The organism is Pseudomonas sp. LBUM1657, assembly GCF_059716075.1.
The window spans coordinates 3,480,743-3,504,462 of sequence record NZ_CP166799.1; the positions used below are offsets into that span (position 1 = coordinate 3,480,743).

Annotated in this window: 21 protein-coding genes and 3 pseudogenes; 19 read left to right on the plus strand and 5 right to left on the minus strand. The window is 60.5% G+C overall.

The window, feature by feature from the left end; translation table 11 throughout:
- Window positions 1-16 precede the first annotated feature (16 nt).
- Window positions 17-1,018, plus strand: coding sequence for a FecR family protein (locus ACA055_RS16000; protein WP_497679529.1), 1,002 nt, complete (start codon window positions 17-19; stop codon window positions 1,016-1,018).
- Between the two features lie 55 nt (window positions 1,019-1,073).
- Here the strand turns inward: ACA055_RS16000 and pvdQ are convergent, their stop codons facing one another.
- Window positions 1,074-3,419 (minus strand): bifunctional acylase PvdQ, encoded by a 2,346-nt coding sequence (gene pvdQ / locus ACA055_RS16005; protein WP_497679530.1) that lies wholly within the window; start codon window positions 3,417-3,419, stop codon window positions 1,074-1,076.
- Between the two features lie 413 nt (window positions 3,420-3,832).
- Between pvdQ and ACA055_RS16010 the strand changes: the two genes are divergently transcribed.
- Window positions 3,833-4,204 (plus strand): fe2+ zn2+ uptake regulation protein, encoded by a 372-nt coding sequence (locus ACA055_RS16010; RefSeq protein ID WP_497679531.1) that lies wholly within the window; start codon window positions 3,833-3,835, stop codon window positions 4,202-4,204.
- A gap of 19 nt (window positions 4,205-4,223) precedes the next feature.
- Here the strand turns inward: ACA055_RS16010 and ACA055_RS16015 are convergent, their stop codons facing one another.
- Complete coding sequence (locus tag ACA055_RS16015) at window positions 4,224-4,412, minus strand: hypothetical protein (protein WP_497679532.1); 189 nt, start codon at window positions 4,410-4,412, stop codon at window positions 4,224-4,226.
- 157 nt (window positions 4,413-4,569) lie between these two features.
- Here ACA055_RS16015 and ACA055_RS16020 point away from each other — a divergent pair, with 157 nt between their 5' ends.
- The 7 genes and pseudogenes from ACA055_RS16020 (at window position 4,570) to ACA055_RS16050 (ending at window position 10,080) form a co-directional block, all read left to right on the plus strand.
- Complete coding sequence (locus ACA055_RS16020) at window positions 4,570-4,707, plus strand: hypothetical protein (RefSeq protein WP_497679533.1); 138 nt, start codon at window positions 4,570-4,572, stop codon at window positions 4,705-4,707.
- 219 nt (window positions 4,708-4,926) lie between these two features.
- Window positions 4,927-6,057: pseudogene (locus ACA055_RS16025) on the plus strand (HAMP domain-containing protein); the annotation flags it as partial.
- Window positions 6,058-6,399: 342 nt separating this feature from the next.
- A pseudogene (locus tag ACA055_RS16030) lies at window positions 6,400-6,918 on the plus strand (methyl-accepting chemotaxis protein); the annotation flags it as partial.
- Between the two features lie 202 nt (window positions 6,919-7,120).
- Window positions 7,121-7,567: a DUF411 domain-containing protein gene (locus ACA055_RS16035; RefSeq protein WP_497679534.1), complete on the plus strand. Its 447-nt coding sequence runs from the start codon at window positions 7,121-7,123 to the stop codon at window positions 7,565-7,567.
- A complete protein-coding gene (locus ACA055_RS16040) occupies window positions 7,567-8,001 on the plus strand; it encodes a YqaA family protein (RefSeq protein WP_497679535.1) in 435 nt (144 codons plus the stop codon). The genes ACA055_RS16035 and ACA055_RS16040 overlap by 1 nt, the downstream gene beginning before the upstream one ends.
- A gap of 86 nt (window positions 8,002-8,087) precedes the next feature.
- The gene (locus ACA055_RS16045; protein ID WP_497679536.1) at window positions 8,088-9,113 is read left to right on the plus strand and encodes an alpha/beta fold hydrolase; all 1,026 of its coding nucleotides are present in this window, start codon (window positions 8,088-8,090) and stop codon (window positions 9,111-9,113) included.
- Between the two features lie 13 nt (window positions 9,114-9,126).
- Window positions 9,127-10,080, plus strand: coding sequence for a D-2-hydroxyacid dehydrogenase family protein (locus tag ACA055_RS16050; RefSeq protein WP_497679537.1), 954 nt, complete (start codon window positions 9,127-9,129; stop codon window positions 10,078-10,080).
- Window positions 10,081-10,136: 56 nt separating this feature from the next.
- Here ACA055_RS16050 and ACA055_RS16055 read toward each other — a convergent pair whose 3' ends face one another.
- A complete protein-coding gene (locus ACA055_RS16055) occupies window positions 10,137-10,910 on the minus strand; it encodes a class I SAM-dependent methyltransferase (RefSeq protein ID WP_497679538.1) in 774 nt (257 codons plus the stop codon).
- Between the two features lie 137 nt (window positions 10,911-11,047).
- Here ACA055_RS16055 and ACA055_RS16060 point away from each other — a divergent pair.
- The 4 genes and pseudogenes from ACA055_RS16060 (at window position 11,048) to ACA055_RS16075 (ending at window position 13,481) form a co-directional block, all read left to right on the plus strand.
- A pseudogene (locus ACA055_RS16060) lies at window positions 11,048-11,607 on the plus strand (cytochrome b).
- A gap of 27 nt (window positions 11,608-11,634) precedes the next feature.
- On the plus strand, window positions 11,635-12,168 hold the full coding sequence (locus ACA055_RS16065; RefSeq protein WP_497679539.1) for a tetratricopeptide repeat protein: 534 nt from the start codon (window positions 11,635-11,637) through the stop codon (window positions 12,166-12,168).
- Between the two features lie 57 nt (window positions 12,169-12,225).
- A complete protein-coding gene (locus ACA055_RS16070; protein ID WP_497679540.1) occupies window positions 12,226-12,723 on the plus strand; it encodes a sigma-70 family RNA polymerase sigma factor in 498 nt (165 codons plus the stop codon).
- Window positions 12,720-13,481: an anti-sigma factor family protein gene (locus ACA055_RS16075; RefSeq protein ID WP_497679541.1), complete on the plus strand. Its 762-nt coding sequence runs from the start codon at window positions 12,720-12,722 to the stop codon at window positions 13,479-13,481. The genes ACA055_RS16070 and ACA055_RS16075 overlap by 4 nt, the downstream gene beginning before the upstream one ends.
- 37 nt (window positions 13,482-13,518) lie before the next feature.
- Here the strand turns inward: ACA055_RS16075 and ACA055_RS16080 are convergent, their stop codons facing one another.
- Entirely contained in the window at window positions 13,519-14,820 is a 1,302-nt protein-coding gene (locus ACA055_RS16080; RefSeq protein WP_497679542.1) for an ATP-binding protein, read from the minus strand.
- A gap of 4 nt (window positions 14,821-14,824) precedes the next feature.
- On the minus strand, window positions 14,825-15,526 hold the full coding sequence (locus ACA055_RS16085) for a response regulator (protein ID WP_497679543.1): 702 nt from the start codon (window positions 15,524-15,526) through the stop codon (window positions 14,825-14,827).
- A gap of 267 nt (window positions 15,527-15,793) precedes the next feature.
- Between ACA055_RS16085 and ACA055_RS16090 the strand changes: the two genes are divergently transcribed.
- The 6 genes from ACA055_RS16090 to ACA055_RS16115 all read left to right on the plus strand — a co-directional run bounded on the left by ACA055_RS16090 (window position 15,794) and on the right by ACA055_RS16115 (window position 23,624).
- Complete coding sequence (locus ACA055_RS16090) at window positions 15,794-16,951, plus strand: efflux RND transporter periplasmic adaptor subunit (RefSeq protein ID WP_497679544.1); 1,158 nt, start codon at window positions 15,794-15,796, stop codon at window positions 16,949-16,951.
- 15 nt (window positions 16,952-16,966) lie between these two features.
- Complete coding sequence (locus tag ACA055_RS16095; RefSeq protein ID WP_497679545.1) at window positions 16,967-20,065, plus strand: multidrug efflux RND transporter permease subunit; 3,099 nt, start codon at window positions 16,967-16,969, stop codon at window positions 20,063-20,065.
- 180 nt (window positions 20,066-20,245) lie between these two features.
- The gene (locus ACA055_RS16100) at window positions 20,246-20,887 is read left to right on the plus strand and encodes a DUF1345 domain-containing protein (RefSeq protein ID WP_497679546.1); all 642 of its coding nucleotides are present in this window, start codon (window positions 20,246-20,248) and stop codon (window positions 20,885-20,887) included.
- A 77-nt stretch (window positions 20,888-20,964) separates the two neighbouring features.
- Window positions 20,965-21,804, plus strand: a complete 840-nt coding sequence (locus ACA055_RS16105) for an AraC family ligand binding domain-containing protein (RefSeq protein WP_497679547.1) — start codon at window positions 20,965-20,967, stop codon at window positions 21,802-21,804.
- A 53-nt stretch (window positions 21,805-21,857) separates the two neighbouring features.
- A complete protein-coding gene (locus tag ACA055_RS16110; protein ID WP_497679548.1) occupies window positions 21,858-22,466 on the plus strand; it encodes a LysE family translocator in 609 nt (202 codons plus the stop codon).
- Between the two features lie 132 nt (window positions 22,467-22,598).
- Window positions 22,599-23,624: a LacI family DNA-binding transcriptional regulator gene (locus tag ACA055_RS16115; RefSeq protein WP_497679549.1), complete on the plus strand. Its 1,026-nt coding sequence runs from the start codon at window positions 22,599-22,601 to the stop codon at window positions 23,622-23,624.
- Window positions 23,625-23,720 lie beyond the last annotated feature (96 nt).

The window sequence follows — 23,720 nt, forward strand, 5'->3', positions numbered from 1 at the left end:
AAATCAGGATGAGTCAATGACAGACCAATCTCTCTCGCAAGCCCAATACGATGCCATTACCGATGCGGCTGCGCACTGGTGCATGCGACTGCACGCCAACGATTGCACCGTAGAGGAGCGGCTGGCGTTCGAGCAATGGTTTAACGCCCATCCACTTCACGCATTCGAGTACGAGGCGATGCTGGAGATCTGGGAAGTCGCGGGTGACCTGCCACGTCCCGACACCGTGGTGCCGATGGTTCGCGCCAAACCGACCACGCCGTGGCGCACCTTCGGCATCGCCGCCGCCGTGTGCGCCCTGGCCTTGCCACTGGCGGCCTACGGCGGCTGGAACCTCGGTTGGCTGCCCAATTCCTATCAACACATTGAAGCGACCGACAATGTCCGTCACGTCACCCTGAGCGATGGCAGTCAGGTGGAACTGAACCTGGGCAGTGAGCTGACGTACAGCAACTACAAGGATCAGCGTCGGATCACACTGAAAAAAGGCGAAGCCTTCTTCAGCGTCAGCCACGACACGCGCCACCCGTTCATCGTCAAAGCGGCAGACGGCAGCATTCGGGTGACCGGCACCAAATTCAACGTATGGATGTATGAAGATCAGGTGCGAGTGAACCTGATTGAAGGTTCGGTGCTAGTGAGCAGCAACGATGACCTTTCGGGTGATGGTTTACGTCTCGGGCCTTCGATGCAGGCGAGCTATGGTCGCGGCGACTTCATTCCCCGGATCAGTCAGACCTACGACAATGACAACTCATTGGCGTGGCGCAGCGGCAAACTGGTGCTGGATGATCTGGCGCTATCCGAAGCCCTGCCATTGATCAATCGTTACTTGAACAAACCGCTGATGGTCGCCGACAACAGCACTGGCTCGATCCGCATCGGTGGCATCTACAACATCAAGGAACTCAACAGCCTGGTGTCGTCCCTGCCCAAAGTGCTGCCGATCTACCTGACCCGCAACAAGCACGGCAATCCGGTCCTCAATTCCATTCCGCAACAACCGCCAAAAAGCTGAAGGCCGCGACCCTTTCGGGGTGCGGCCTTCATTTTTCATTCAAGTGTCAGTCGCGTTACTGTGCGGCCACTTTCCCCGCTTTTTCATCCTGCTCGCGGATCGTCTGAACCTGGTACTGCGGATCGGCGGTGATTTGCTGCTCGGTAAACGGCAACACACTCAACTGCTTCTTCGAAAATGCCAGTGTCTGGTCCCGGGAGTATTTCGAGGTGGGGTCACTGGACAGTGAAAACGCCAGCAAGCCTTGGGCTTGTGGACCCTTGTCATCGAAAGTCACCACTTGCAAATAGCTGGTGCCACTGACCACTTCGCGCTTGCCGTCGGTTCTCGGCACACTTTGAATGGCGTTATAAACCCCCAAAGTGCCCGGCCCGCCGTGAATCGGCGTCTGCTGACCGCCGCTGCTGACCACCTGAATATCGCCCCAGCGACTGTCAGCCTTGAGCCCGGCCTTATCGACCTGCTCTGCCGAAGCCAGCATCGCCTCACGCACGGCTTTGGCGACTTGCGCACGCTCAACCGCCAGACCACGCGGGGTGTGTTGCGGATCTTTCGGATCGAACGCCACGCGCCAGATGTCCGGGGTTTCCTGCAACAACTCCATGACCGTCTGGAAATGCACAAACCCGAGGCCACTGTCCAGATTTGCACTGCGGTCCCAGGCCTTGAGGCTGGCACACAACGGCGTGAGCGCTGGCGCATCTGAACCAAGGCCCGCCTCGCAGAATTGCAGCAGGTCCGGCATGACTTGAGCCGCCTGATAGACCTGGTCGTCCATCACCATGTGTTGCAGATCCGCCGCCGCAATCGGGCCGGCTTTGTTCAGCGTATTCAGACGATCCAGTGCAAAACGCGAGCGCAGCCCCAATGGCTGGCTGTCCTGGCTGATCAACGGCGAGAAACCAGTCAGCGGTTGCGCCGGGTTGGCCATCCACGCTGAATCGTTGGAGTGCTGCACGAAGTCTTTGCGCAACAGTTGCGGCAGTTTATCGGCCGCGTAAATACCTTTTTGCGCGGCCTTCGGGTCGATGTCCCACGCGCACGCGCTGTTGGAGCCGTCAAGCACGATCATCTGCAAACCGGCCCGCGGGTCGCTGCACTTGGCCAGTTTGTCAGCATTGACGTTCGGCACCACCGAGAGGTTCATGTAGAGCGTCTGCCCCTGATCGTCTGCCGCCAGGGTGTTGACCCACGGAATCCCCTGGATCTTGTGCACCGATGCCTGAAAATCCTTGAGGCTGGTGGCCTGGTTCATGGCGTACCACTGCTGCAGCACCCGGTCGTTATCCAGATTGGCATCGCGCAGGCTGTAGGCGAACTGGTTGTCCCAGTCGAGTTTACCGGGCCACTGCACGATCGGGCCGAATTGCGAGCTATAGACCACATGGGAAACCGCTTTGCTCTGCCCATCCGCCTGTTTCACATTCACCGTCACAGTCTGCTTTTTCATCGGCAAGGATTTGCCGTCGAGCAGGTAACGGGTCGCATCCTTGGGATCGAGTTGCAGGCGATACAAGGTGAAATGCTTGGACGAGTCCACGGTGTGGGTCCAGGCCAGGTGCTGGTTGAAACCGATATTGATCATCGGCAGGCCCGGTAATGCAGCGCCCATCACGTCCAGCTTGCCGGGAATGGTCAGGTGCATCTGGTAGAAACGCATCCCGCCTACCCATGGGAAATGCGGGTTGGCCAGCAACATGCCGCGGCCATTGAAGGAGCGCTCACTGCCGACCGCCACCGCATTGCTGCCGCGATCCAGGGCAAAACGCTGCATGCGCGAAGCGGCGCCCAGGAATGATGACTGATCGCTGGCCAACTGTGCGACGGCTTGGGGCGGCGTGGCGCCGGCCAACGCTTCGGCAAACTGACCGACGCCGCCTTCGACCAGCAATCGACGGGTCAACTTGACCAGATCCAACGCGGTAATTTCGCGCACCCATTCGCCCTGGCATTGTTGCGGCAAACCCTGGGTGCGCTGCTCGGTCAGCGAACGGTTATAGCCCGCCACATAACCTTCAACCAAATCGCGTACTTGCGGAGTTTGCGCCTGCCAGAATGCGGAAACCGCCTGCGGCGTGTTTAGCCAGTTGAAGAACAGGTCGCTGACCAGGTTTTCACGCTCTTCGACGGTGAATTGATCCGGGCCGAAGTACCGTGAACGTTCGCCGTTCACCGTGGTGATTTCATTGGCCAGCAGGCACAGGTTGTCCTGAGCGTAGGCATAGCCGATTCCGTAGCCGAGCCCGCGTTCGTTTTCGGCACGAATATGCGGCACGCCGAAGCTGGTCCGGCGGATATCGGCAGTCGCCTGCTCTGGCTGGCTGCGCGCGTTTGCCGCAAGACTCAAGCCCATCAACACGCCTGCAAGGCTCAACCGGGTTAACTGCCTGGAAATAATCACGCTCGCTCCTGATCGAAAAAACGAAGGTCACACCCTGCGTATACACGCAATGTGCCTCCCCATAAGAACGAAGCAAACAACAAAAATTTAGGGGGTTGGAGGGTAATGCCAGTCCGTTAAGGCGACGAACCTGTGGGAGCGGGCTTGCTCGCGAAAAGGGCATTACATTCAGCATCAATATTGACTGCCACACCGCCTTCGCGAGCAAGCCCGCTCCCACAAGGATGGCGATGTTCAAAAACTTGACTGACTGGCATCAGGGTTGAGGCGCGCTTTTGCGGTGTCTCACGGGTTGCTCACGCGATGGCGACAAAATTTCTACATTTGAGTCTTCATGATTTGCCGAGCTCATCCGTCTTATTGAATGAGAGCACCCATTTTTTCCTGATCAGGCTCGGAAAAGGAGTTTTTGCATGTACAACTCGCAACTGCCAACGGACGGTAGCACTGCGCCAAAGAGCTCTTCCATGGGCTCCGGCGTTTTCGATCAACGGACCGAGCGCCACGGCAACGAGCGGATCAGATTGCTGCTCAAGAGCTTCGGCCTGCGCACCAGTCTGATTCGCCTGAAAGTCATCGACGCCTTGCTGTCCGCCGCCAATAGCGACCGCAGCCTGGGTGTGCGCGGCGTGCACAGCTACTTGCTGGACCTGGATATTCCCCTGTCCTTTCTCAGTGTGCGCGAAGTGTTGAAACGCTTGTGCGTCGAAGGCGTTATTACTCTGAACCCGGACAAGAGCTACAGCCTGCATCCACAGGCTGCCGCCGTGCTTCACCACGAATAATCACGCCTGGTAGCGTCGCTCAGGGCTTGACCTTGCGACGCATCACGCCATTGATCACCACCACGATCACCGCCACGCCAATGGCGATGTACTGGAACTGTTTTTCGCTGATGACGCCGGCGTTCTGCAGATAAGTAAGGCCAAACATGATCCCCAGCACCACCAGTGCGATCAGAATCGAGTATTTCAAACGTTGCGACTGGGTCATTACGAATTCCTGAACCTGAAAAATGTATCCGCTTTGTATCCGGTTGCATGCCAAGCCCCTACCGTTTTCTGGAGATGGAGCGCTGCAAGCGGGGTCTCATGTTACAGCCGATGAAGAGTTTTGGCTTCATAGCGGCGATAACCATGAGGATTTTCCAATGTTGCGTCGAATCACACTGCTGATTCCCCTGCTGGCCATTCTTTCCCTGAGCGGCTGCATCATTTTTCCCCACGGCGGCTGGCACGGCGGCCACCATTACGACGATGGCGGGCCGCGTTACTACCAGCATCGGTAGCCCTTGTTCAGCGGTCTGAACGTTTCTGAAAAAGGCCCGCTCGATGGTTCGAGCGGGCCTTTTTATGTGTATCCCCACTGCCAACACCCGCCGTCCGTCACCCGACCCGGTTTTAGCACGATCGTACCTAAAGCTCGGCTTTTGCGGGCCGATAGCTCCTTCGAAGCGCCAAATTTCATACCGATACCCACCTAAGTCGCTGCTAAAAGGACCGGCTCCATGCCCGCATTTCGTACCATTCAGGCTCGCTACACGCTGTTTCTGGTCCTGTTCATCCTGCTGTTGTTCATTCTGACAGTGGTCGGCATCAGCCAGTTGGTGGCGCCGAAACTGCGTCACACCGAAGAACAAGTGGCACTCAACCGGATCGCCGAAGTTGCCGAGCAAATCCAGGGCGAATTGAATAAAGTTCAGTCGCAACAGCGCAGCATCACCCAAACCATTCCTCTGCTGGACAGCGCCGCCATCGACGTAGTGCTGCCGGGGCTAGTCGATCAGTACGGTGAACTGAAGGTATTCGGCGGCGGGATCTGGCCACTGCCCGGTCAGCGTGAAGCCGGGCGCAACAAGTTCAGCACGTTCTGGCACCGCGATACCTCGGGCAAACTGGCGGTCAACACGTTCTGGAACAGCGACGCCGCGCCCAACTATTACGACCAGACCTGGTACAAGGGCGGCATGCAGACCCCGCGCGGCCAATGTGCCTGGGCGGCAGCCTATAAAGATGACGCCAGCGCCGAGCCACGCACCAACTGCGCCATGGCTATCCAGAAAAATGGCGCAGCGTACGGTGTGTCGACCATCGACGTGACCCTCGGCTTCTTCAATGACTTGGTGGCACGCAAGGAAAAAGACCTCGGCGCCGAAATGCTGATCGTCGAAGCCGATGGCAAGATCATCAGCAACAGCTCGCGTATAAGCGGGCCGATCGTGCTGAAGAACATCAGTGAACTGGCCGGCAACTCAGCGTTCGCCAGTCAGGTGAAAGCCAGTCTGCAAAACCGTGACCAGTCCCAACGGATCGAATTCGACAACAACGGCGAAGCCAGCACCTTCTTCATGCGTCCGATCGAAGGCACGCCGTGGTTCCTCGCCACCGCCCTGCCCACCAAGATGATCACCGCCCAGCGCGACGATGTGCTCAGCACACTGAGCCTGCTGCAAATCCCGATGGTGATCCTGCTGGTGTTGCTGCAGATCTACGCCATCCGCCAACTGATCCAGCGCATGAAAGCCCTGAAGGCCAACATCGATGCGTTGTCGACCGGTGACGCCGACCTGACCAAACGCATTACCATTCGCGCCGAAGACGAACTGGGCGCCATCGGCCACTCGGTCAACGGCTTCATCGCCTACTTGCAGAACATGATCGGCGAAGTCACCCAGGCCACCGGCGCCATGGCCTCAAGCCTGGACAACCTGCAGCGCACCTCGGCCCACACCAGCCAGATTCTGGTGCGCCACGCTTCGGAAACCGACCAGACCGTCACCGCCATCACCGAGATGAGTTCCACCGCCGAAAGCGTCGCGCAAAACGCCGCCGAAACCGCCGCTTTCACCCAACGCGCCAATGAAAACGCCGACCGTTCCCGGGTCGTGGTGGGGTTAGCCTCCAGCAGCGTGACCGCGCTGATTAGCGAAGTGGCCAGCGCCACTCACAAGGTCGAAAGCATGCAGCAAGACGCCCAGCGCATCGCCGAGATCCTTGGGGTAATCGGCGCCATTGCCGGGCAAACCAACCTGCTGGCGCTCAATGCCGCCATCGAAGCAGCTCGCGCGGGTGAACAAGGTCGCGGTTTTGCGGTAGTGGCCGATGAAGTCCGCGCCCTCGCCGCTCGCACCCAGGCCAGCACCTCGGAAATCAACGAAATGCTGCTCCGCCTGACCCAAGGCGTAAGTTCGTCGGTGAGCGCCATGGAGAACACCCAGGCCAGCTGCCAGTCCGCCGCCGATGCCACGGCACGGGTCAACACCGGTCTGGATGAAATGGCCGGCTCGGTCAGCCACATCAACAGCCTCAGCACCCAAATCGCCACCGCCGCCGAACAACAAAGCGCAGTGACCGAAGAGATCAACCGCAGCATGGTGCAGATTCGCCACATGGTCGACGAACTGGTAAAAAGCGGTCAGGCCAGCGAGCTCAATACGCAACAACTGTTGGAAGCCAACAGTCGCGTGAGCTCGATTATGGGGCGGTTCAAGGTTCGCTAACCCCTCCCTACCCTGAGTGCTGGCCCCGGCACTCAGCGGCCAAGCTGACAATCTTGTAATGTGCACCTCATCTGACTGACAGCTTTGATCTAGGATGATCAAGCTGCCCATTTTTGTATTACTTCGAAACACTCCTTGAATGCCTGGCCTCTGAAAATGGTCAGAATGCGTTTTTTTGGCCGCAACTCGAGACGAGATACTTATGCGAACCCACCTGCGACTGGTCGCCCTGAGCGCCCTGTTTCTTTCCTCCCTGACCCAGGCCGCCGACCTGATCCCGATCGAAGTTCACCGCGACGCCAACTGCGGTTGCTGCAAAAAATGGATCAGCCATCTGGAAGCCAACGGCTTCAAGGTCGAGGATCACGTCGAAGCCAACATGAGTGAGTTCAAGCAGAAGCACGGCGTGCCTCCGCGTCTGGCGTCGTGCCACACTGGCTTGATCAACGGCAAATTTGTTGAAGGGCATGTGCCTGCCGATCAGGTGCTGGCCTTGAGCAAGCGCAACGATCTGGCGGGCGTTGCGGCGCCGGGCATGCCAATGGGTTCGCCCGGGATGGAAATGGACGGCATGAGCGATGCCTATCAGGTGATCGGCCTGAAAAGGGACGGCACTGAGATGGTCGTGGCGGATTACCCCGCCCATTGATGTTCGGTGCGTACATCGGGCTGTTCTTCGCGGCATTCGGGGCGGCAAGCCTGCTGCCCATGCAATCCGAGGCAGTGCTGGTGGGGTTGTTGCTCAGCGATCGTTACTGGCTCTGGTCGCTATTGGCGGTCGCGACCCTGGGCAATGTCCTGGGCTCGCTGCTGAACTGGTGGCTGGGACGCGGCATCGAACGGTTCCGCGACCGGCGCTGGTTTCCGGTCAGCCCACCTCATCTGGAAAAAGCGCGACATCATTATCAGCGCTATGGTCATTGGTCGCTGCTGCTGAGTTGGGTGCCCGTTATCGGTGATCCGCTGACGCTGGTGGCCGGTGTGATGCGCGAGCCGCTGGGGCGATTCCTGCTGATCGTGACCCTCGCCAAAGGCGCCCGTTATGGCGTGCTGGCCCTGGCGACTTTAGGCTGGATGGGTTGAACGATCCTTCATCGCGATTGCCTGTGTTTAATGTCGCCCTAATCATGCCGATCCAGCATCGGCGGCTTTCCTATGGAGCTTCAACTATGTCCGCCACCCTCACCCGCAGGCTATCCGGCGTGTTGCTGACCGCGGCACTGCCCCTTCTCGCTCATGCCGAAGGCCCGGAATATGGCCCCGAGCTGCAAGGCTTTGAGTATCCCTACACGGTCAAGCATTTTGCCTTCGAGTCCCAGGGCAAATCCCTGCAAATGGGTTACATGGACGTCGCCGCCCACGGCAAGGCCAACGGGCGCAGCGTGGTGTTGATGCACGGCAAGAATTTCTGCGGCGCGACCTGGGAAACCTCGATCAAGGCCCTGAGCGACGCCGGTTACCGGGTCATCGCCCCGGACCAGATCGGTTTCTGTACCTCCAGCAAACCGGACCATTACCAGTACACCTTCCAGCAACTGGCGGCCAACACCCAGCAACTGCTCAAGGCCCTCGGCATCCAGAAGGCCAGTCTGCTCGGGCATTCCACCGGCGGCATGCTCGCCACGCGCTATGCGCTGCAATACCCCGATCAAGTCGAGCAACTGGCGATGGTCAATCCCATCGGCCTGGAAGACTGGAAAGCCGTCGGCGTGCCCTATCTGACCGTTGATCAATGGTATGAACGCGAGCTGAAGGTCAACGCCGAAGGCATCCGCGACTACCAACTCAGCACCTATTACGATGGCCGCTGGAAACCCGAATATGACCGTTGGGTGGACATGTACGCAGGCCTGGCCAAAGGCCCGGGCAAAACCCAGGTGGCGTGGAATTCGGCGCTGATCTACGACATGATCTTCACCCAGCCGGTGTACTACGAGTTCAAGGACTTGAAAGTCCCGACGCTGTTGCTGATCGGCACCGCCGATACCACGGCCATCAACAAAGGCCTTGCCTCACCCGAGGTCAAGGCGAAAATCGGTCACTACGACGTACTCGGCAAGCAAGTGGCGAAATTGATCCCTCAGTCGACGCTGGTTGAATTCCCCGGCCTGGGCCACGCGCCGCAAATGGAAGAACCGGCGAAATTCCACCAGGCCCTGCTCGCCTGGCTGAGCAAAACCAACCCCGTTCAATGATGAGGTAAGGCGGATGGCTGTGCAGATTGCGGTGATTGATGATTGGCAGGATGTGGCCCGTGACGTGGTGGACTGGTCGGCGCTGGACGGCATCGGCCAGGTGAATTTTATCCATGACTACCCCGCCGACAATGAAACCCTGGCGGCACGCTTGGGCGAGTTTGAGGTGATTTGCGTGATGCGCGAGCGCACCCGGTTCGATGAGGACCTGCTGCGGCGCCTGCCGAAACTCAAACTGCTGGTCACCGGCGGCATGCGCAACGCTGCACTCGATCTGAAAGCCGCTGCCGCACTGGGCATCCAGGTCAGCGGCACGGACAGTTACAAACATGCCGCTCCGGAACTGACCTGGGCACTGATCATGGCCGCGACCCGCAACCTGGTGGTCGAAGCCAACGCCCTGCGCGCAGGCCAATGGCAACAAGGCCTGGGTGGCGACCTGCATGGCAAGACCCTGGCAATCCTCGGTCTGGGCAGCATCGGCCAACGTGTCGCCCAATTCGGTCAGGTGTTCGGCATGCGGGTGATCGCCTGGAGCGAAAACCTGACCGCAGAGCGCGCGGCCGAAGTCGGCGTGACCTTTGTCAGCAAACAGGAACTGTTCGAACAGGCCGATGTGTTGTCGGTTCACCTAGTGCTCAGCGATCGCAGCCGCGGGTTAGTGGACGCCCAGGCGCTGGACTGGATGAAGCCCACGGCGCTGCTGGTCAATACCGCCCGCGGGCCGATTGTCGATGAGGCGGCACTGATCAAGGCGCTGCAAAAAAAGCGGCTGGCAGGCGCGGCGCTGGACGTGTTCGAGCAGGAACCCTTGCCCGCGCATCATCCGTTCAGGACGCTGGACAATGTGCTGGCAACGCCCCACGTCGGGTATGTCAGCCAACAGAACTATCGCCAATTTTTCTCGCAGATGATCGAGGACATTCAAGCCTGGTCTGCGGGAGAACCGATTCGCCTGCTGAGCTGATGCCGAATCATCGTTTATCGCGAGCAAGCCCGCTCCCACAGAGTTTGTGGTCGGGGCTAACTCCCCTTTATTGCCACGAATGCCGCCGTGACATAGGGCACGGTCACCAGGTCCTTGCCGCGTAACTCCGGCTCTCTGGCAATCATTGCGCGGATTTGCTCGTCCACCTTCGCCCGCTCCACCGCCGGTAATGCCGCGACAAAACTGGTGGAGCGCACGCGGTTGAATATCACATCCTCTGGCGAGCCCGTGTGGTTATGGGTGAAATGCTGCTCTTGCAGCGACCCGAACGCCGAATGGGGAAACGCACGACGCCAGGCCCCGGTGTAATAGCGCGGGGTATCACCCTCCAGCGCATTGACGATCGCGTCCAGTTTCGGCACCCAGCTGACTTTGGTATCGCGCGAGTTCCACACCAACCCCAGCTTGCCGCCAGGTTTTAGCACTCGCGCGATCTCGGTCAGCGCTTCGCGGCTGGCAAACCAGTGAAAGGCTTGCGCGCAGATCACCACGTCCACCGAAGCATCTGGCAGCGGCAAATCCATGGCGGTGCCGTTGACGGCCAGCACTTCGGGAAGCGCTTCAGACAATTTGTCGAGCATCTGTGGCACCGGTTCCACGGCGATCACCTGGGCGCCGGTCACCACCAATCGAGCGGTGAATTTGCCGGTGCCGGCGCCCAGGTCGATCACGGTTTTATCCGCGTTCAAACCCAATGTATCCGTCAGCCAGTCGGCCACTTGCGGCGGGTAATCCGGACGACCGCGCACGTAGGTGTCGGCACCGGTCTTATAGCCCGCGGCGGCGGCGTGATGGACCTGATCTTTCATGGCAGCGCTCCAGATCGACAACGAATGCTGTCGAGCATAGCGCCTCGATTTGAGCTGTCATTGCAAAGACCGTCAAAAAGAAATGAATAATTGTTCACCCAGCGGTGTTCACTTCTTATCGCCCATGAGAACCGCCCATGAACAGCCCGAACCTGAACTCGCCGATACGTTACGATCGCCTGACCATGACCCTGCACTGGCTGACCGCGTTGCTGGTGATCGGTATGTTCGCCAGCGCGCAGATCTGGGAGCAACTGGCCAAGGGCACGCCGCTGCGCAAAGAGTTGCAGTCGCTGCACATTTCCTGCGGCATTCTGCTGGCGGTAATCGTTATCGGCCGACTGCTGTGGCGCCTGTCCCGTGGCCGGCGTTTGCCGCCAGCGAATCAGGTGTCATGAACATTCTGGCGAACACCGCGCACCTGGCGCTCTATGCCTTGTTGCTGAGCCAGATTGTGTTGGGTTTTATGTTGCGCTGGGCGCAGGCAGAGCCATTCAACTTTTTCGGCCTGTTCGATGTCCCAACATTGATCACCTTCGATAAAAGCATGAAGTCAGTCTTTGGCGGCCTGCATGAACAAGTGGCCTGGGCCATCGTGATACTCGCTGGATTGCACGCGATCATGGCGCTGGTTCACCACTACGGCCTGCGGGACAACACGTTGCGCCGGATGCTGCCGGGGCGTGATTCGAACTGAAACGCATCAATCTGTGGAGCATTGCCCATGAACATCCGTGTCGCAGCTTTTACGGCCCCGCTGTTGCTTGCGGTCGCGCTGTCCGGCTCACTTGCCTTCGCCGAAGGTGACGAAGAAGAGCCGGCCAAACCCAACTGCCCCAAAGGCCAGGTCTGGGACAGCAAGCAGCAGAAATGCCTCATGAAAAACAGCAGCCTGGTCCCGGACGCCGACCGCACCAACTACGCCTATCGCTTGGCCAAAGACGGTCGCTACGAAGAAGCCCTGGCCCTGCTCGACACCTTGAAACAGCCAAACACCGCCAAGGCCTTGAACTATCGCGGTTATGCCACGCGTAAACTGGGGCGCACCGATGAAGGCATCGATTACTACCTGCAATCGGTGAAGCTCGATCCGCAGTATGCGCAAGTGCGCGAATACCTCGGCGAAGCCTACGTGATCAAAGGCCGACTGGACCTGGCTCAGGAGCAGTTGCAGCAGATCAAATCCATCTGCGGCAGCACTACCTGCGAGGAATATCAGGACCTGGCTGAAGCCATCAACGATTCTTCGAAAACCTGACACCTACCAACGCGCACGGAGGTCGCCATCGCCAGCGATCAGGCAATACGGGCAGAATTGGGCCAGCACCTGGCGCGTTTATGGCGCTACGGTCTGCTGTTGTCCCGGCAACGGCATGTCGCCGAAGACCTGGTGCAGGCAACCTGCGTGCGGGCGCTGGAACGTGCCGGCCAGTTCGAACCGGGCACCCGCATGGATCGCTGGCTGCTGAGCATTCTGCATTCGATCTGGCTCAACGAAGTCCGTGCTCGACGGGTACGCCACGGTCAGGGGCTGATGGATGCCGACAACACCTTGTCGTTCGACGGTGAATACGCGGCGCAGACCCATGTGTTCGCGGCGCAGATCATCCGGCGCGTCGATGCGCTGCCCGAAGCCCAGCGGGAAACGGTGTATCTGGCCTATGTCGAGGGTTTGTCCTATCGCGAAGTCGCCGAGGTGCTGCAAGTACCCATTGGCACCGTCATGAGCCGCCTGGCCGCCGCGCGCGGGAAACTGGCCGAGTATCCGCCATTGCACGCCGTGCCGAACCCTTCCACCGGAGAACGTCCATGAAAGCGATACCCTCGGATGAGCAACTGGTGGCTTACCTCGACGACCAGCTCGACAGCGAGCAACGATCACACATCGACACCGCCATCCTTGATGACCCGACGCTCAACCTGCGCCTGCAATGGCTGGCCCGCAGCAGCCTGCCGTTCAAGGACGCCTACGATGAGTTGGGTCGACAGGCGCCCGTGGATCGACTGCAAGCCATGCTCGACACCTTGCCTGCACCCGCGCCAGCACCACTCAGTCGCCGCTGGTTCCTCGCGGCGGCCGCCGGGCTTGTGATGAGCGGCGTGGTGGCGGATCGGCTGTTCCTCGGCTGGCAGTTGAGCCAGGAAAAGAACAACTGGCGCGGGTTGGTGGCCGACTACATGTCGCTCTACGTGCCGCAAACCCTGGAACACCTGCCCAACGACGAAGCCGCCCAACGTGCGCAACTGCGAACCATCGATGCACGCCTGGGGCTGAATCTGTTGCCCGGCCAACTGGCCTTGCCGCGCCTTGAGCTCAAGCGCGCGCAGATCCTCGAATATGATGGCGCGGCCATTGCCCAGATTACCTATCTGGACCCGGCGCACGGCCCGATGGCGCTGTGCATCACCCGCTCCAACAGCGGCAGTCAGCATTTTGCCCATGAACGCCGGCACGGGATGAATGTTGTCTATTGGGCCGGCATGGAGCACGCCTGGATGCTGATCGGGCGTAACCCGGCGGCGGCACTGGAAGACATGGCCAAGGTGTTGCGAAGCCGGATCAGCGCCTGACACTCCACGCTGTCGGATAAGTGACTACTGCGCAAATTCAAACCGGCGTCGGCAACCACAACCGGAACCGCGCCCCGCCCAATGGCGATGCTTCAACGGTAAGCGTACCGCCCTGGGCTTCCAGTGCCCGGCGACTGATTGCCAGTCCCAACCCGAACCCGCCGGTCGCCCGGTCGCGACTTCGGTCCAGTCGATAAAACGGTTCGAAAATCCGCTCACGCTCGTCATCCGGAATACCGATCCCGTCGTCGTCCACCCAAATCTCGCAGCCCTTGGCACACACCCGCACGCCAATCTGAATGCGTTTTTCGCAGTAACGCATGGCGTTGCGCAGCAGGTTCTGCAGCGCGCGGGCGGTCAGGCGCGGGTCGAGGCTGAAGCGTTCGAGTTGGCCGTGAAGCAGCACGTCGATGACGATCTCCGGGGATTCCAGTTCTTCGTCGACGCTGCCGAGGATGCTGTCGATGAATTCATCCAGCGACACTTCAACCTGCTCCAACAACCGCGCCGGGTTTTGCAGGCGGCTGTAGGACAGCAGTTCCAGCACCAGTTCGTCCAGTTCGCGAATGTGCGCGACCAGGCCTTGCAGGCGTTCGCGACTGGCGACCGGCAAGTCGTCGGAGAGCGCCAGCGCCAAGCCGAAATCCAGCCGCGTCAGGGGCGTGCGCAGTTCGTGGGACACCGCGTTGAGCAAGTCCCGCTGCTGGTTCAGCAGGTTCTCGATATCGCCGGCCATGGTGTCGAAAACAGTGGCCAGGCTACCAATGTTGGAGTGGCCGGAGATCTGCGTGCGCTCACTCAAGTGGCCTTTGCCGAAGCGCTCCGCGGTGCCCTTGAGGCGTTCCAGATCGCGCCAGTGCGGGCGCAGCCACAGCAACAGGCAGGCAAGCATGGTCGCGCCGATCAGGACGTTGATGCTCCAGTACAACAGACTGACGTCCATCGGGTCCGGCGGCACGACCATTTGCACCACCGTCTGTTCGTTCAGCGGCGACACCGCGAGCGTCCGCCAACCCCAGTCGCCAATGCGCACGACGTTCTCGCCACGCTGCAAACGTTCCCGCTCATCGAGGGAAAAATCGGCATCGTCCTTGCCGCTCAGCACGATGTGCAGCGGCTGGAACTCCTTGTCCATCTCGGCCGCCAAGGCCGGCCATTGTGCCTGGGGCACGGCGTGAAACTGCTTGACGATCAGCGTTTGCAGCCCTCGGGAATAGTCGAGGTTGTAGCTGACAAAACGTTCGTGGAAGACCTTGATCACCAGGTCTGGTACCAGGTAGATCGCCGCGCTGAACGAGACAATCGTCACCAGGTACAGGCGAAAGAGGATTCTGAACATGACTTCAGCATTCCCACTCGGAACGGCTGAACAGGTAACCCTTGCCCCACACCGTCTTGATCTTGCGCGCCTCGCCGGCGTGGTCGTCGAATTTGCGCCGCAACTTGGAAATCGCCACGTCCACCGAGCGGTCGGTGCCGTTGAACTCGATGCCGCGCAGGCGTTGCAGAATCTGGTCGCGGCTCAGCACTTCACCGGCATGCCGGGCCAGCACCACCAGCAGGTTGTATTCGCCGCTGGACAGCTCCACCAATTGGTCGCGCCAGGTCACGGTGCGCTCGGACAGGTCAATGCACAGGTTGCCCATCAGAATGCGGTCGTTGGCCGTCTGCGGTTCGCTGAGGCTGCTGCGCCGCAGCAAGGTCCGCACCCGGGCCAGCAATACTCGCGGCTCGCAGGGCTTGGTGACGTAGTCGTCAGCGCCCATTTCCAGGCCCAGCACCTGATCGTGGCTGTCGTCGCGGGCGGTGAGCATGAGGATTGGTAACGTCGCCGAATCGGCGCGCAGCAAGCGGCAGACTTGCAGGCCGTCGAGACCGGGCAGCATCAGGTCGAGGATCACCAGGTCCGGCGGATTGACCCGCGCACGCTCGCGCACATGGTCACCGCGGCCGATCACGCTGACGGAATAGCCGTTGCGTTCCAGGTAGCTGGCAATCAGTTCGGCGAGCGCGGTGTCGTCTTCGACCAGGAGGATGTTGGGCATGGGTGTTTCCAGAAAGTGCTGTGGCGTCTGTTCCGGCCTCTTCGCGAGCAAGCCCGCTCCCACAGGGGACCGCATTTCAACTGTGGGAGCGGGCTTGCTCGCGAAGGCGGCCTGACAGGCGCAATAAAATTCAAGGCCTGCAGGATATACGCCCTCGCCCACCCCTGAGTAAAACCCTTACACAATTTCACACAGCCCCTACAAAGCTTCACCGCTACCCTCGCCCCCTCCCCGTAGGATGCTGGGGGTCATTATTGGGGTATTTACATGTCGAAGAAACTGCTTGCCAGGCTCAGCCTGATTGCACTGGCATTGACGCTGAGCGCTTGTGACAAGGCCTCGACCGCCGAAGAACAGGCGCCACTGGCCACGGTTCGCATCGAGACCGTCGAAGCCCGGCCGTTGTCCATCAGCAGCGAACTGAGTGGGCGGATTGCGGCACCGCGCATCGCCGAAGTCCGCGCCCGGGTCGCCGGTGTGGTGTTGCAACGGGCGTTCCGCGAAGGCAGCGACGTGAAAAAAGGCGATGTGCTGTTCCGCATCGACCCGGCGCCGTTCAAGTCCGACCTGGACAGTGCCGAAGCCTCGCTACGCAAGGCCGAAGCCAACGCGTTTCAGGCAAAACTGCAAGAGCAGCGTTACGCCCAGTTGATCGAAGGCAACGCCATCAGCGGCCAGGATTACGACAACGCCCGAGCCAGCGTCCGGCAAACCGCGGCCGACGTCGCCGCCAACAAAGCCGCCGTGGAGCGGGCGAAACTGAATCTGGGTTACGCCACCGTCACGGCGCCGATTTCCGGCCGCATCGGCCGCGCGCTGGTCACCGAAGGCGCCTTGGTCGGGCAGAACGAAACCACGCCGCTGGCCTTGATCCAGCAACTGAACCCGATCCACGCCGACCTCACCCAATCGACCCGCGAACTCAATGACCTGCGCCGGGCTTTCCGCTCCGGTCAGTTGCAGGAAGTGGGTCAGGGTCAAGTCAAAGCCACGTTGATCCTGGACGACGGCAGCCTATACCCGTTGCCGGGCAAGCTGCTGTTCACCGACATCACCGTAGACCCCGGCACCGGCCAGATCATCCTGCGCAGCGAATTCCCCAACCCGGACCTCGACTTGCTACCAGGCAGCTTCGTACGCGTGCGCCTGGAACAAGCCGTCATCCAGCACGGCATCAGCGTGCCGCAACGGGCCATTCAGCGTGACAGTGCCGGTATCGCCCAGGTGCTGGTGCTCGACACCGAGCAGCGGGTCGGCCAGCAACCGGTCGAACTGGGGGCGGTGCAGAACGATCGCTGGATCGTCACCGCCGGCCTCAAACCCGGCGACCGCATCGTCACCGAAGGCCTGCAGCACGCCCGTCCCGGCGAGAAAGTGCAGATCGACAATTCCCCTCTTCCACTCGCCCAGGTTTCTGGTCAGTAAGCAGGACGCTTTTTTATGCCGCAGTTTTTTATCGACCGCCCGGTGTTCGCCTGGGTGGTTGCCCTGTTCATCCTGCTGGCCGGCGCCTTGGCCATTCCGCAGTTGCCGGTGGCGCAATACCCCAACGTCGCGCCGCCGAAAGTCGAAATCTACGCCGTGTACCCGGGTGCTTCGGCGCAGACCGTGGACGAAAGCGTGGTCAGCCTGATCGAAGAAGAACTCAACGGCGCTGACCACCTGCTGTATTTCGAATCCCAAAGCAGCCTTGGCAGCGCCACCATCACCGCGACGTTCCAGCCCGGCACCGACCCGGAAATGGCCCAGGTCGATGTGCAAAACCGTCTCAAGGTTGTCGAGTCGCGTTTGCCTCAGGCCGTGACGCAACAAGGCTTGCAGGTGGAGAAAGTCTCGGCCGGTTTCCTGCTGTTGATCACCCTCACTTCCAGCGACGGCAAGCTCGACGACGTAGCGCTCAGCGATTACCTGGCGCGCAACGTGATGAACGAGATCAAGCGTCTGGACGGTGTCGGCAAGGCGCAGTTGTACGGTGCTGAACGGGCGATGCGGATCTGGATCGACCCGCAGAAGCTGATCGGTTTCAACCTGACACCGGCCGACGTCAACGCCGCCATCGTCGCGCAGAACGCCCAGGTCTCGGCTGGCAGCATCGGCGATTTGCCGACCCGCACCACCCAGGAAATCACCGCGACCATTCTGGTCAAAGGTCAATTATCGACCCCGGAAGAGTTCGCCGACATTGTGCTCAAGGCCAATCCAGACGGCTCCACAGTGCGCGTTGGAGACGTGGCGCGGGTCGAGATCGGCAGTCAGGAATATCAGTTCTCCACCCGTTTGAACGGCAAGCCCTCGACCGCCGTCAGCGTGCAACTGGCGCCGGGCGCCAATGCCCTGAGCACCGCGACGCTGGTGCGGGCGAAGATGGATGAACTGGCGCGCTACTTCCCGCAGGGCGTCGAATACAAGATCCCGTACGACACTTCGCCCTTCGTCAAAGTCTCGATCACCAAAGTGGTTTACACCCTCGGCGAGGCGATGTTGCTGGTGTTTGCGGTGATGTACCTGTTCCTGCAAAACATCCGCTACACGCTGATTCCGACCCTGGTGGTGCCGGTGGCATTGATGGGCACCTTTGCGACCATGTTGGCGTTGGGGTTCTCGATCAATGTGCTGACCATGTTCGGCATGGTGCTGGCCATCGGCATTCTGGTGGACGACGCGATTGTGGTGGTGGAGAACGTCGAGCGAATCATGGCCAGCGAAGGCCTGTCGCCCAAGGAAGCGACGCGCAAAGCCATGAAGCAGATCACCGGGGCGATCATCGGCATCACGCTTGTCCTGGTGGCGGTGTTCATTCCGATGGCGTTCATGCAGGGTTCGGTCGGGGTGATTTACCGGCAATTCTCGTTGTCCATGGCCACCTCGATCCTGTTCTCGGCGTTCCTCGCCCTGACCTTGACCCCGGCGCTGTGCGCAACGTTGCTCAAGCCGATTGCCAAAGGCGAGCATCATGAGAAACGAGGTTTCTTCGGCTGGTTCAACCACCGCTTCGAGCAACTGACCGCGCGCTATCAGGGCTGGGTCGCCTACGCGTTGAAACGCAGCGGTCGCTACCTGTTGATCTACGGCGTGCTGCTGATCGGTCTGGGGTTGTGCTTCAGTCGTCTGCCGTCGTCGTTCCTGCCGGTGGAGGATCAGGGTTACACCATCACCGACATTCAACTGCCACCGGGCGCGAGCAAGAACCGCACGGTGCAGGTGGTCGAGCAGATCGAAGCGCATAACGCCACGGAACCGGGCGTCGGTGACAGCACGGTGATTCTCGGTTTCAGCTTCTCCGGCAGCGGCCAGAACGCGGCACTGGCGTTTACCACGTTGAAGGACTGGTCTGATCGCGGCAGCGACGATTCGGCAAGTTCAATTGCCGACCGGGCCAACATCGCGCTGAGCCAGATCAAGGACGCCGTGGCCTTCGCCGTATTGCCGCCACCGGTTGACGGCCTCGGCACGTCCAGCGGTTTCGAGTTCCGCTTGCAGGATCGCGGCGGCCTCGGCCATGCCACGTTGATGCAGGCGCGCAGCGAGTTGCTGGCGGCCGCCGAGAAAAGCCCGATCCTGATGAACGTGCGCGAAAGCGCCCTGGCTGAAGCGCCGCAGGTGCAACTGATGGTGGACCGCAAACAGGCCAACGCGTTGGGCGTGTCCTTTGCCGACATTGGCAACGTGTTGTCCACCGCCGTCGGTTCGGCCTACATCAACGACTTCCCCAATCAGGGGCGGATGCAGCGGGTGGTCGTTCAGGCTGAAGGCGATCAGCGCAGCCAGGTGGCCGATCTGCTGAAGATCAACGTGCGCAACAGCAACGGGAAAATGGTGCCGTTGTCGGCCTTCGTCCAGGCCACATGGACCCAGGGCCCGGCACAGTTGACCCGTTACAACGGCTACCCGGCGATCAGCATTTCCGGTGAACCGAAGCCCGGCTACAGCACCGGCGAAGCCATGGCCGAAATCGAACGGCTGGTGGCGCAAGGGCCGGCAGGGTTGGGTCAGGAGTGGACCGGGTTGTCGTTGCAGGAACGCTTGTCCGGCAGTCAGGCGCCGATCCTGCTCGGTTTGTCGCTGTTGATCGTGTTCCTGTGCCTGGCGGCGTTGTATGAGAGTTGGTCGATTCCGACCTCGGTGCTGCTGGTGGTGCCCCTCGGTGTGCTCGGCGCGGTATTGGCCGTGACGTTGCGCGGGATGCCCAACGATGTGTTCTTCAAGGTCGGGCTGATCACCATCATCGGGCTGTCGGCGAAAAACGCGATCCTGATCATCGAGTTCGCCAAGAGCCTGTACGACGAAGGCCACGACCTGATCGACGCCACCCTGCAAGCCGCGCGCCTGCGACTGCGGCCGATTGTCATGACCTCCCTGGCGTTTATCCTCGGCGTGGTGCCGCTGGCGATTGCCACCGGTGCCAGCTCGGCGAGCCAGCAAGCCATCGGCACCGGGGTGATTGGCGGGATGATCACCGCGACATTGGCGGTTGTGTTCGTGCCGGTGTTTTTTGTGGTGGTGATGAAGTTGGTGCGCAAGCGGCATGAACATACCTAACCAACACCACCGACCCAATGTGGGAGCGAACCTGCTCGCGAAGACGGACAGTCAGTCAACATTGATGTTGAATGTGATGGCCTCTTCGCGAGCAGGCTCGCTCCCACAGGGTGTTTCACCGGTTTCAAGGTTGTAGCACCTGGGCTAAGGTGTTTGCACAGCCCCGACCATCGAGTCTCCATGCCCTTCCTCGCCCGCACCCACCCTCGCCTGTCCGCCGCTGCCACGCTCGGCATCGCGGTGGGCATTCTGGCGCCGGCCGATTCGATCATCAGCAAAATCCTCTTCGGCTGGAATGCCGGGGTCTGGACTTACCTGATCCTGATGTTCTGGCTCACCGCGCGCGCCAAAGCGCCGGACGTGAAGCGCATTGCCGAGGTCGAAGACGAAAACGCCGGGCTGGTATTGTTGGTGGTGTGCATCGCCGCCATTGCCAGCCTGGCGACCATCGCCTTCGAACTGGCCGGCAGCAGGGACCTGGAAACCACCCGCAAGTTGCTGCATTACGGTTTCACGGCGCTAACAGTGATCGGTTCATGGCTACTGATCGGGGTGATTTTCAGCGTGCATTACGCCCGCCTGTTCTACACCTGGGACGGCAAGGACCCGGCGCTGCGTTTCGCTGAAGGTCTGGAAACGCCCAATTACTGGGACTTCCTGTATTTCTCGTTCACCATCAGCGCGGCGGTGCAGACGTCCGATGTCGGCGTCGCGACCCGTGATCTGCGCAAGATTGTGCTGGCGCAGTCGCTGATCGGTTTTCTGTTCAACACGGCGATTCTCGGGTTCTCGATCAACATCGCGGCGGGTCTTTTCAACTGAGCCCCTGCACAAACGTTCTAGTCATCGCCCTCGACGCAGGCGTTAAATAGATCGGCAATCCGCCTCACAGGTGCAGCATGACTTCTCACAACTGGATCGATCTGGCCCAGGACGCCGACACCGGCATCGAGACCCTGCGCGCGCATTTCGAAGGTCACGCCTACGATCCGCACTGGCATGACAGTTATCTGGTGGGCGTCACCGAGCAAGGCGTCCAGCAATTCCACTGTCGGCGGGCGAAGCACCAAAGCACGCCGGGCAAAGTGTTTTTGCTGGAGCCGGGCGACATCCACGACGGCGACGCCCCGACCGAAGACGGTTTCACTTACCGCATGCTGTACCTCGATCCGCAGTGGCTGACGCGCGAACTCAGTGCCGTGTTCGAGAATGCCCCCGACAACAGTCAGTTGAGCTTTGCCAAAACCCTGACGACCGACGTGCAACTGGCCCACGCCACCAGCCTGGCGTTTCAGACCCTGCATCATGGTGAATTGAAGATCGTCCGCCAGACCGCCCTCGACAACTTGCTCGAACGCCTGACCAGTCATCTGCATTGGCGCGCTCGATATGGCGAAGACCCGCGCCTGCCGTTGGTGGCGCAAAAGGCCCGGGAATATTTGCACGCCAATGCGCAATTCGATATTGGCCTCGACCAACTGGCCGCCGCCACGGGTGTCGACCGCTTCCGCCTGACTCGCGCCTTCAAGGCTGCCTATGGCATGGCGCCCCACGCGTACCTGGTGCAATTGCGCTTGGCCACGGCCCGACGCATGCTGGCCCGTGGCGAACAACCGGCAGCGGTGGCCATGGAGTTGGGATTCGCCGACCAGAGCCATCTGGGGCGCTGGTTCGTGCGCGCCTACGGCCTGACCCCGGCGCTGTATCGCAAGCGCTGCTCAAATCTTCCAGACAGGTAACCCCGCAGGTTGTGAAGATCGATCGACCTGATCTTCACCGGAGTTTGCCTGCGATGCTGTCTTCTTTCCCGACGTTGTTGCCCTTCTTGCTGTTTGCCTTTGTCGCCTCGATCACTCCCGGCCCGACCAATATTCTGGTGTTGAGCAACAGTGCCCGATTCGGCTTGGCGGCTGCCGTGCCAATCATCTTCGGCGCCTGTGCCAGCGCCGCAACCATTGTGCTGTTGGTCGGCACCGGAGCCGGTTCGTCGCTGACCGCGTTGCCCGCTCTGCAAAGCGCAATGCAGTGGGTCGGCGTGGCCTGGCTGACTTACCTGGCCTGGCAGATTTTCAGCGCGCCGGCCGCTGCCGTCACAGCTCAGGACACCGCAGCCCGACTCGGCTTGGTGGGCGCCGCCAGCCTGCAATTGATCAACCCGAAAACCTGGATGATGGCGCTGGCGGTCGTCAGTGTGTTCGCGGGGAACGGCGAACATCGCGTGGGTCACGTGGCGTACCTGTCACTGGCGTTTTTCCTGATTTCCCTGCCGTGCCTGGGTGCCTGGGCGCTGCTGGGTGCAGGGTCCGCGCGGTGGTTGCGCTCGCCCCGGGCGATGCAGCGATTCAATCGCTGCATGGCGTTGTTGTTGCTGGGATCGGCGTGGCTGAGTGTGCTGGCTTGATCACCACCCGTCGGCATTTATCGCGTCATGGTGAATCGAGCACTTGACGGCGCATTTGCTTTTGGTGTCTTCTGAAACCGGTTTCAGCGCTAGGCGCCAAACCTTATAAATCCAATAAAAAGGTTTCAGACCGTGAACGATTTTTCCGCCGCCCAGCGCAGCCGCGTGACCATGCTCGACGTGGCCGAACACGCCAAGGTCTCCAAGGCCAGCGTCTCGCGGTTCATCGGCGACGACCGCGCCCTGCTCTCCGACGCGATTGCCCTGCGCATCGAGCAGTCGATTGCCGAATTGGGCTATCGCCCGAACCAGATGGCCCGTGGTCTGAAACGCGGCCGCACCCGCCTGATCGGCATGCTTGTCGCCGATATCCGTAACCCTTATTCGATTGCCGTGATGCACGGGGTGGAAACCGCCTGCCGTCAACACGGCTACAGCCTGGTGGTGTGCAACACCGACCGCGATGACGAGCAGGAACGCCAGCACCTGGCCCTGCTGCGCTCGTACAACATCGAAGGCCTGATCGTGAACACCCTTGGCCACCACCGCGATGAATTGCGCGAACTGCATCGGGAAATGCCGCTGGTGCTGGTGGATCGCAAGGTCGAGCAACTCGAAAGCGATCTGGTCGGGCTCGACAACCCGGCGGCGGTCGAGATGGCCCTCGCGCATCTTGAACAGCGCGGCTATCGCGACGTGCTGCTGGTGACTGAACCGTTTGACGGCACCAGTTCGCGGATCGAGCGGGTCAGCAGTTTCAAGGCGCAGATCGCCCAGCGCCCGGCGCTGCGCGGCACGCTGATCGAAACCGGCAGCGAATTGACTGCACAGTTGAAAACCTTTCTCGATTCACCAGGGTCCGGCCCGAAGGCGCTGTTTTGCGCGAACGGGATTGCGGCGCTGGCCAGTACTCATTCGCTGCGTGAACTCAAGTGCAACCTGTTCGAGGACGTCGGCCTGATCGCCCTGGATGATCTGGATTGGTATCCGTTGGTGGGCAGCGGCATCACCGCCCTCGCCCAGCCCACAGCCGAGATTGGCGCCAGTGCGTTTGAGTGTTTGCTCAAGCGCTTGCGCGGGGATGACGGTCCGGTGCGGACCCTGGATTTTTCGGCGAGGTTGATTGTAAGGGGGTCGACCTTTGGGAATGCTCGGTGAATGTACCGGCCTCTTCGCGGGCAAGCCCGCTCCCACAGGGATTGCAGGTGTACACACAATATTCATACAACTCAGAAACCTGTGGGAGCGGGCCTT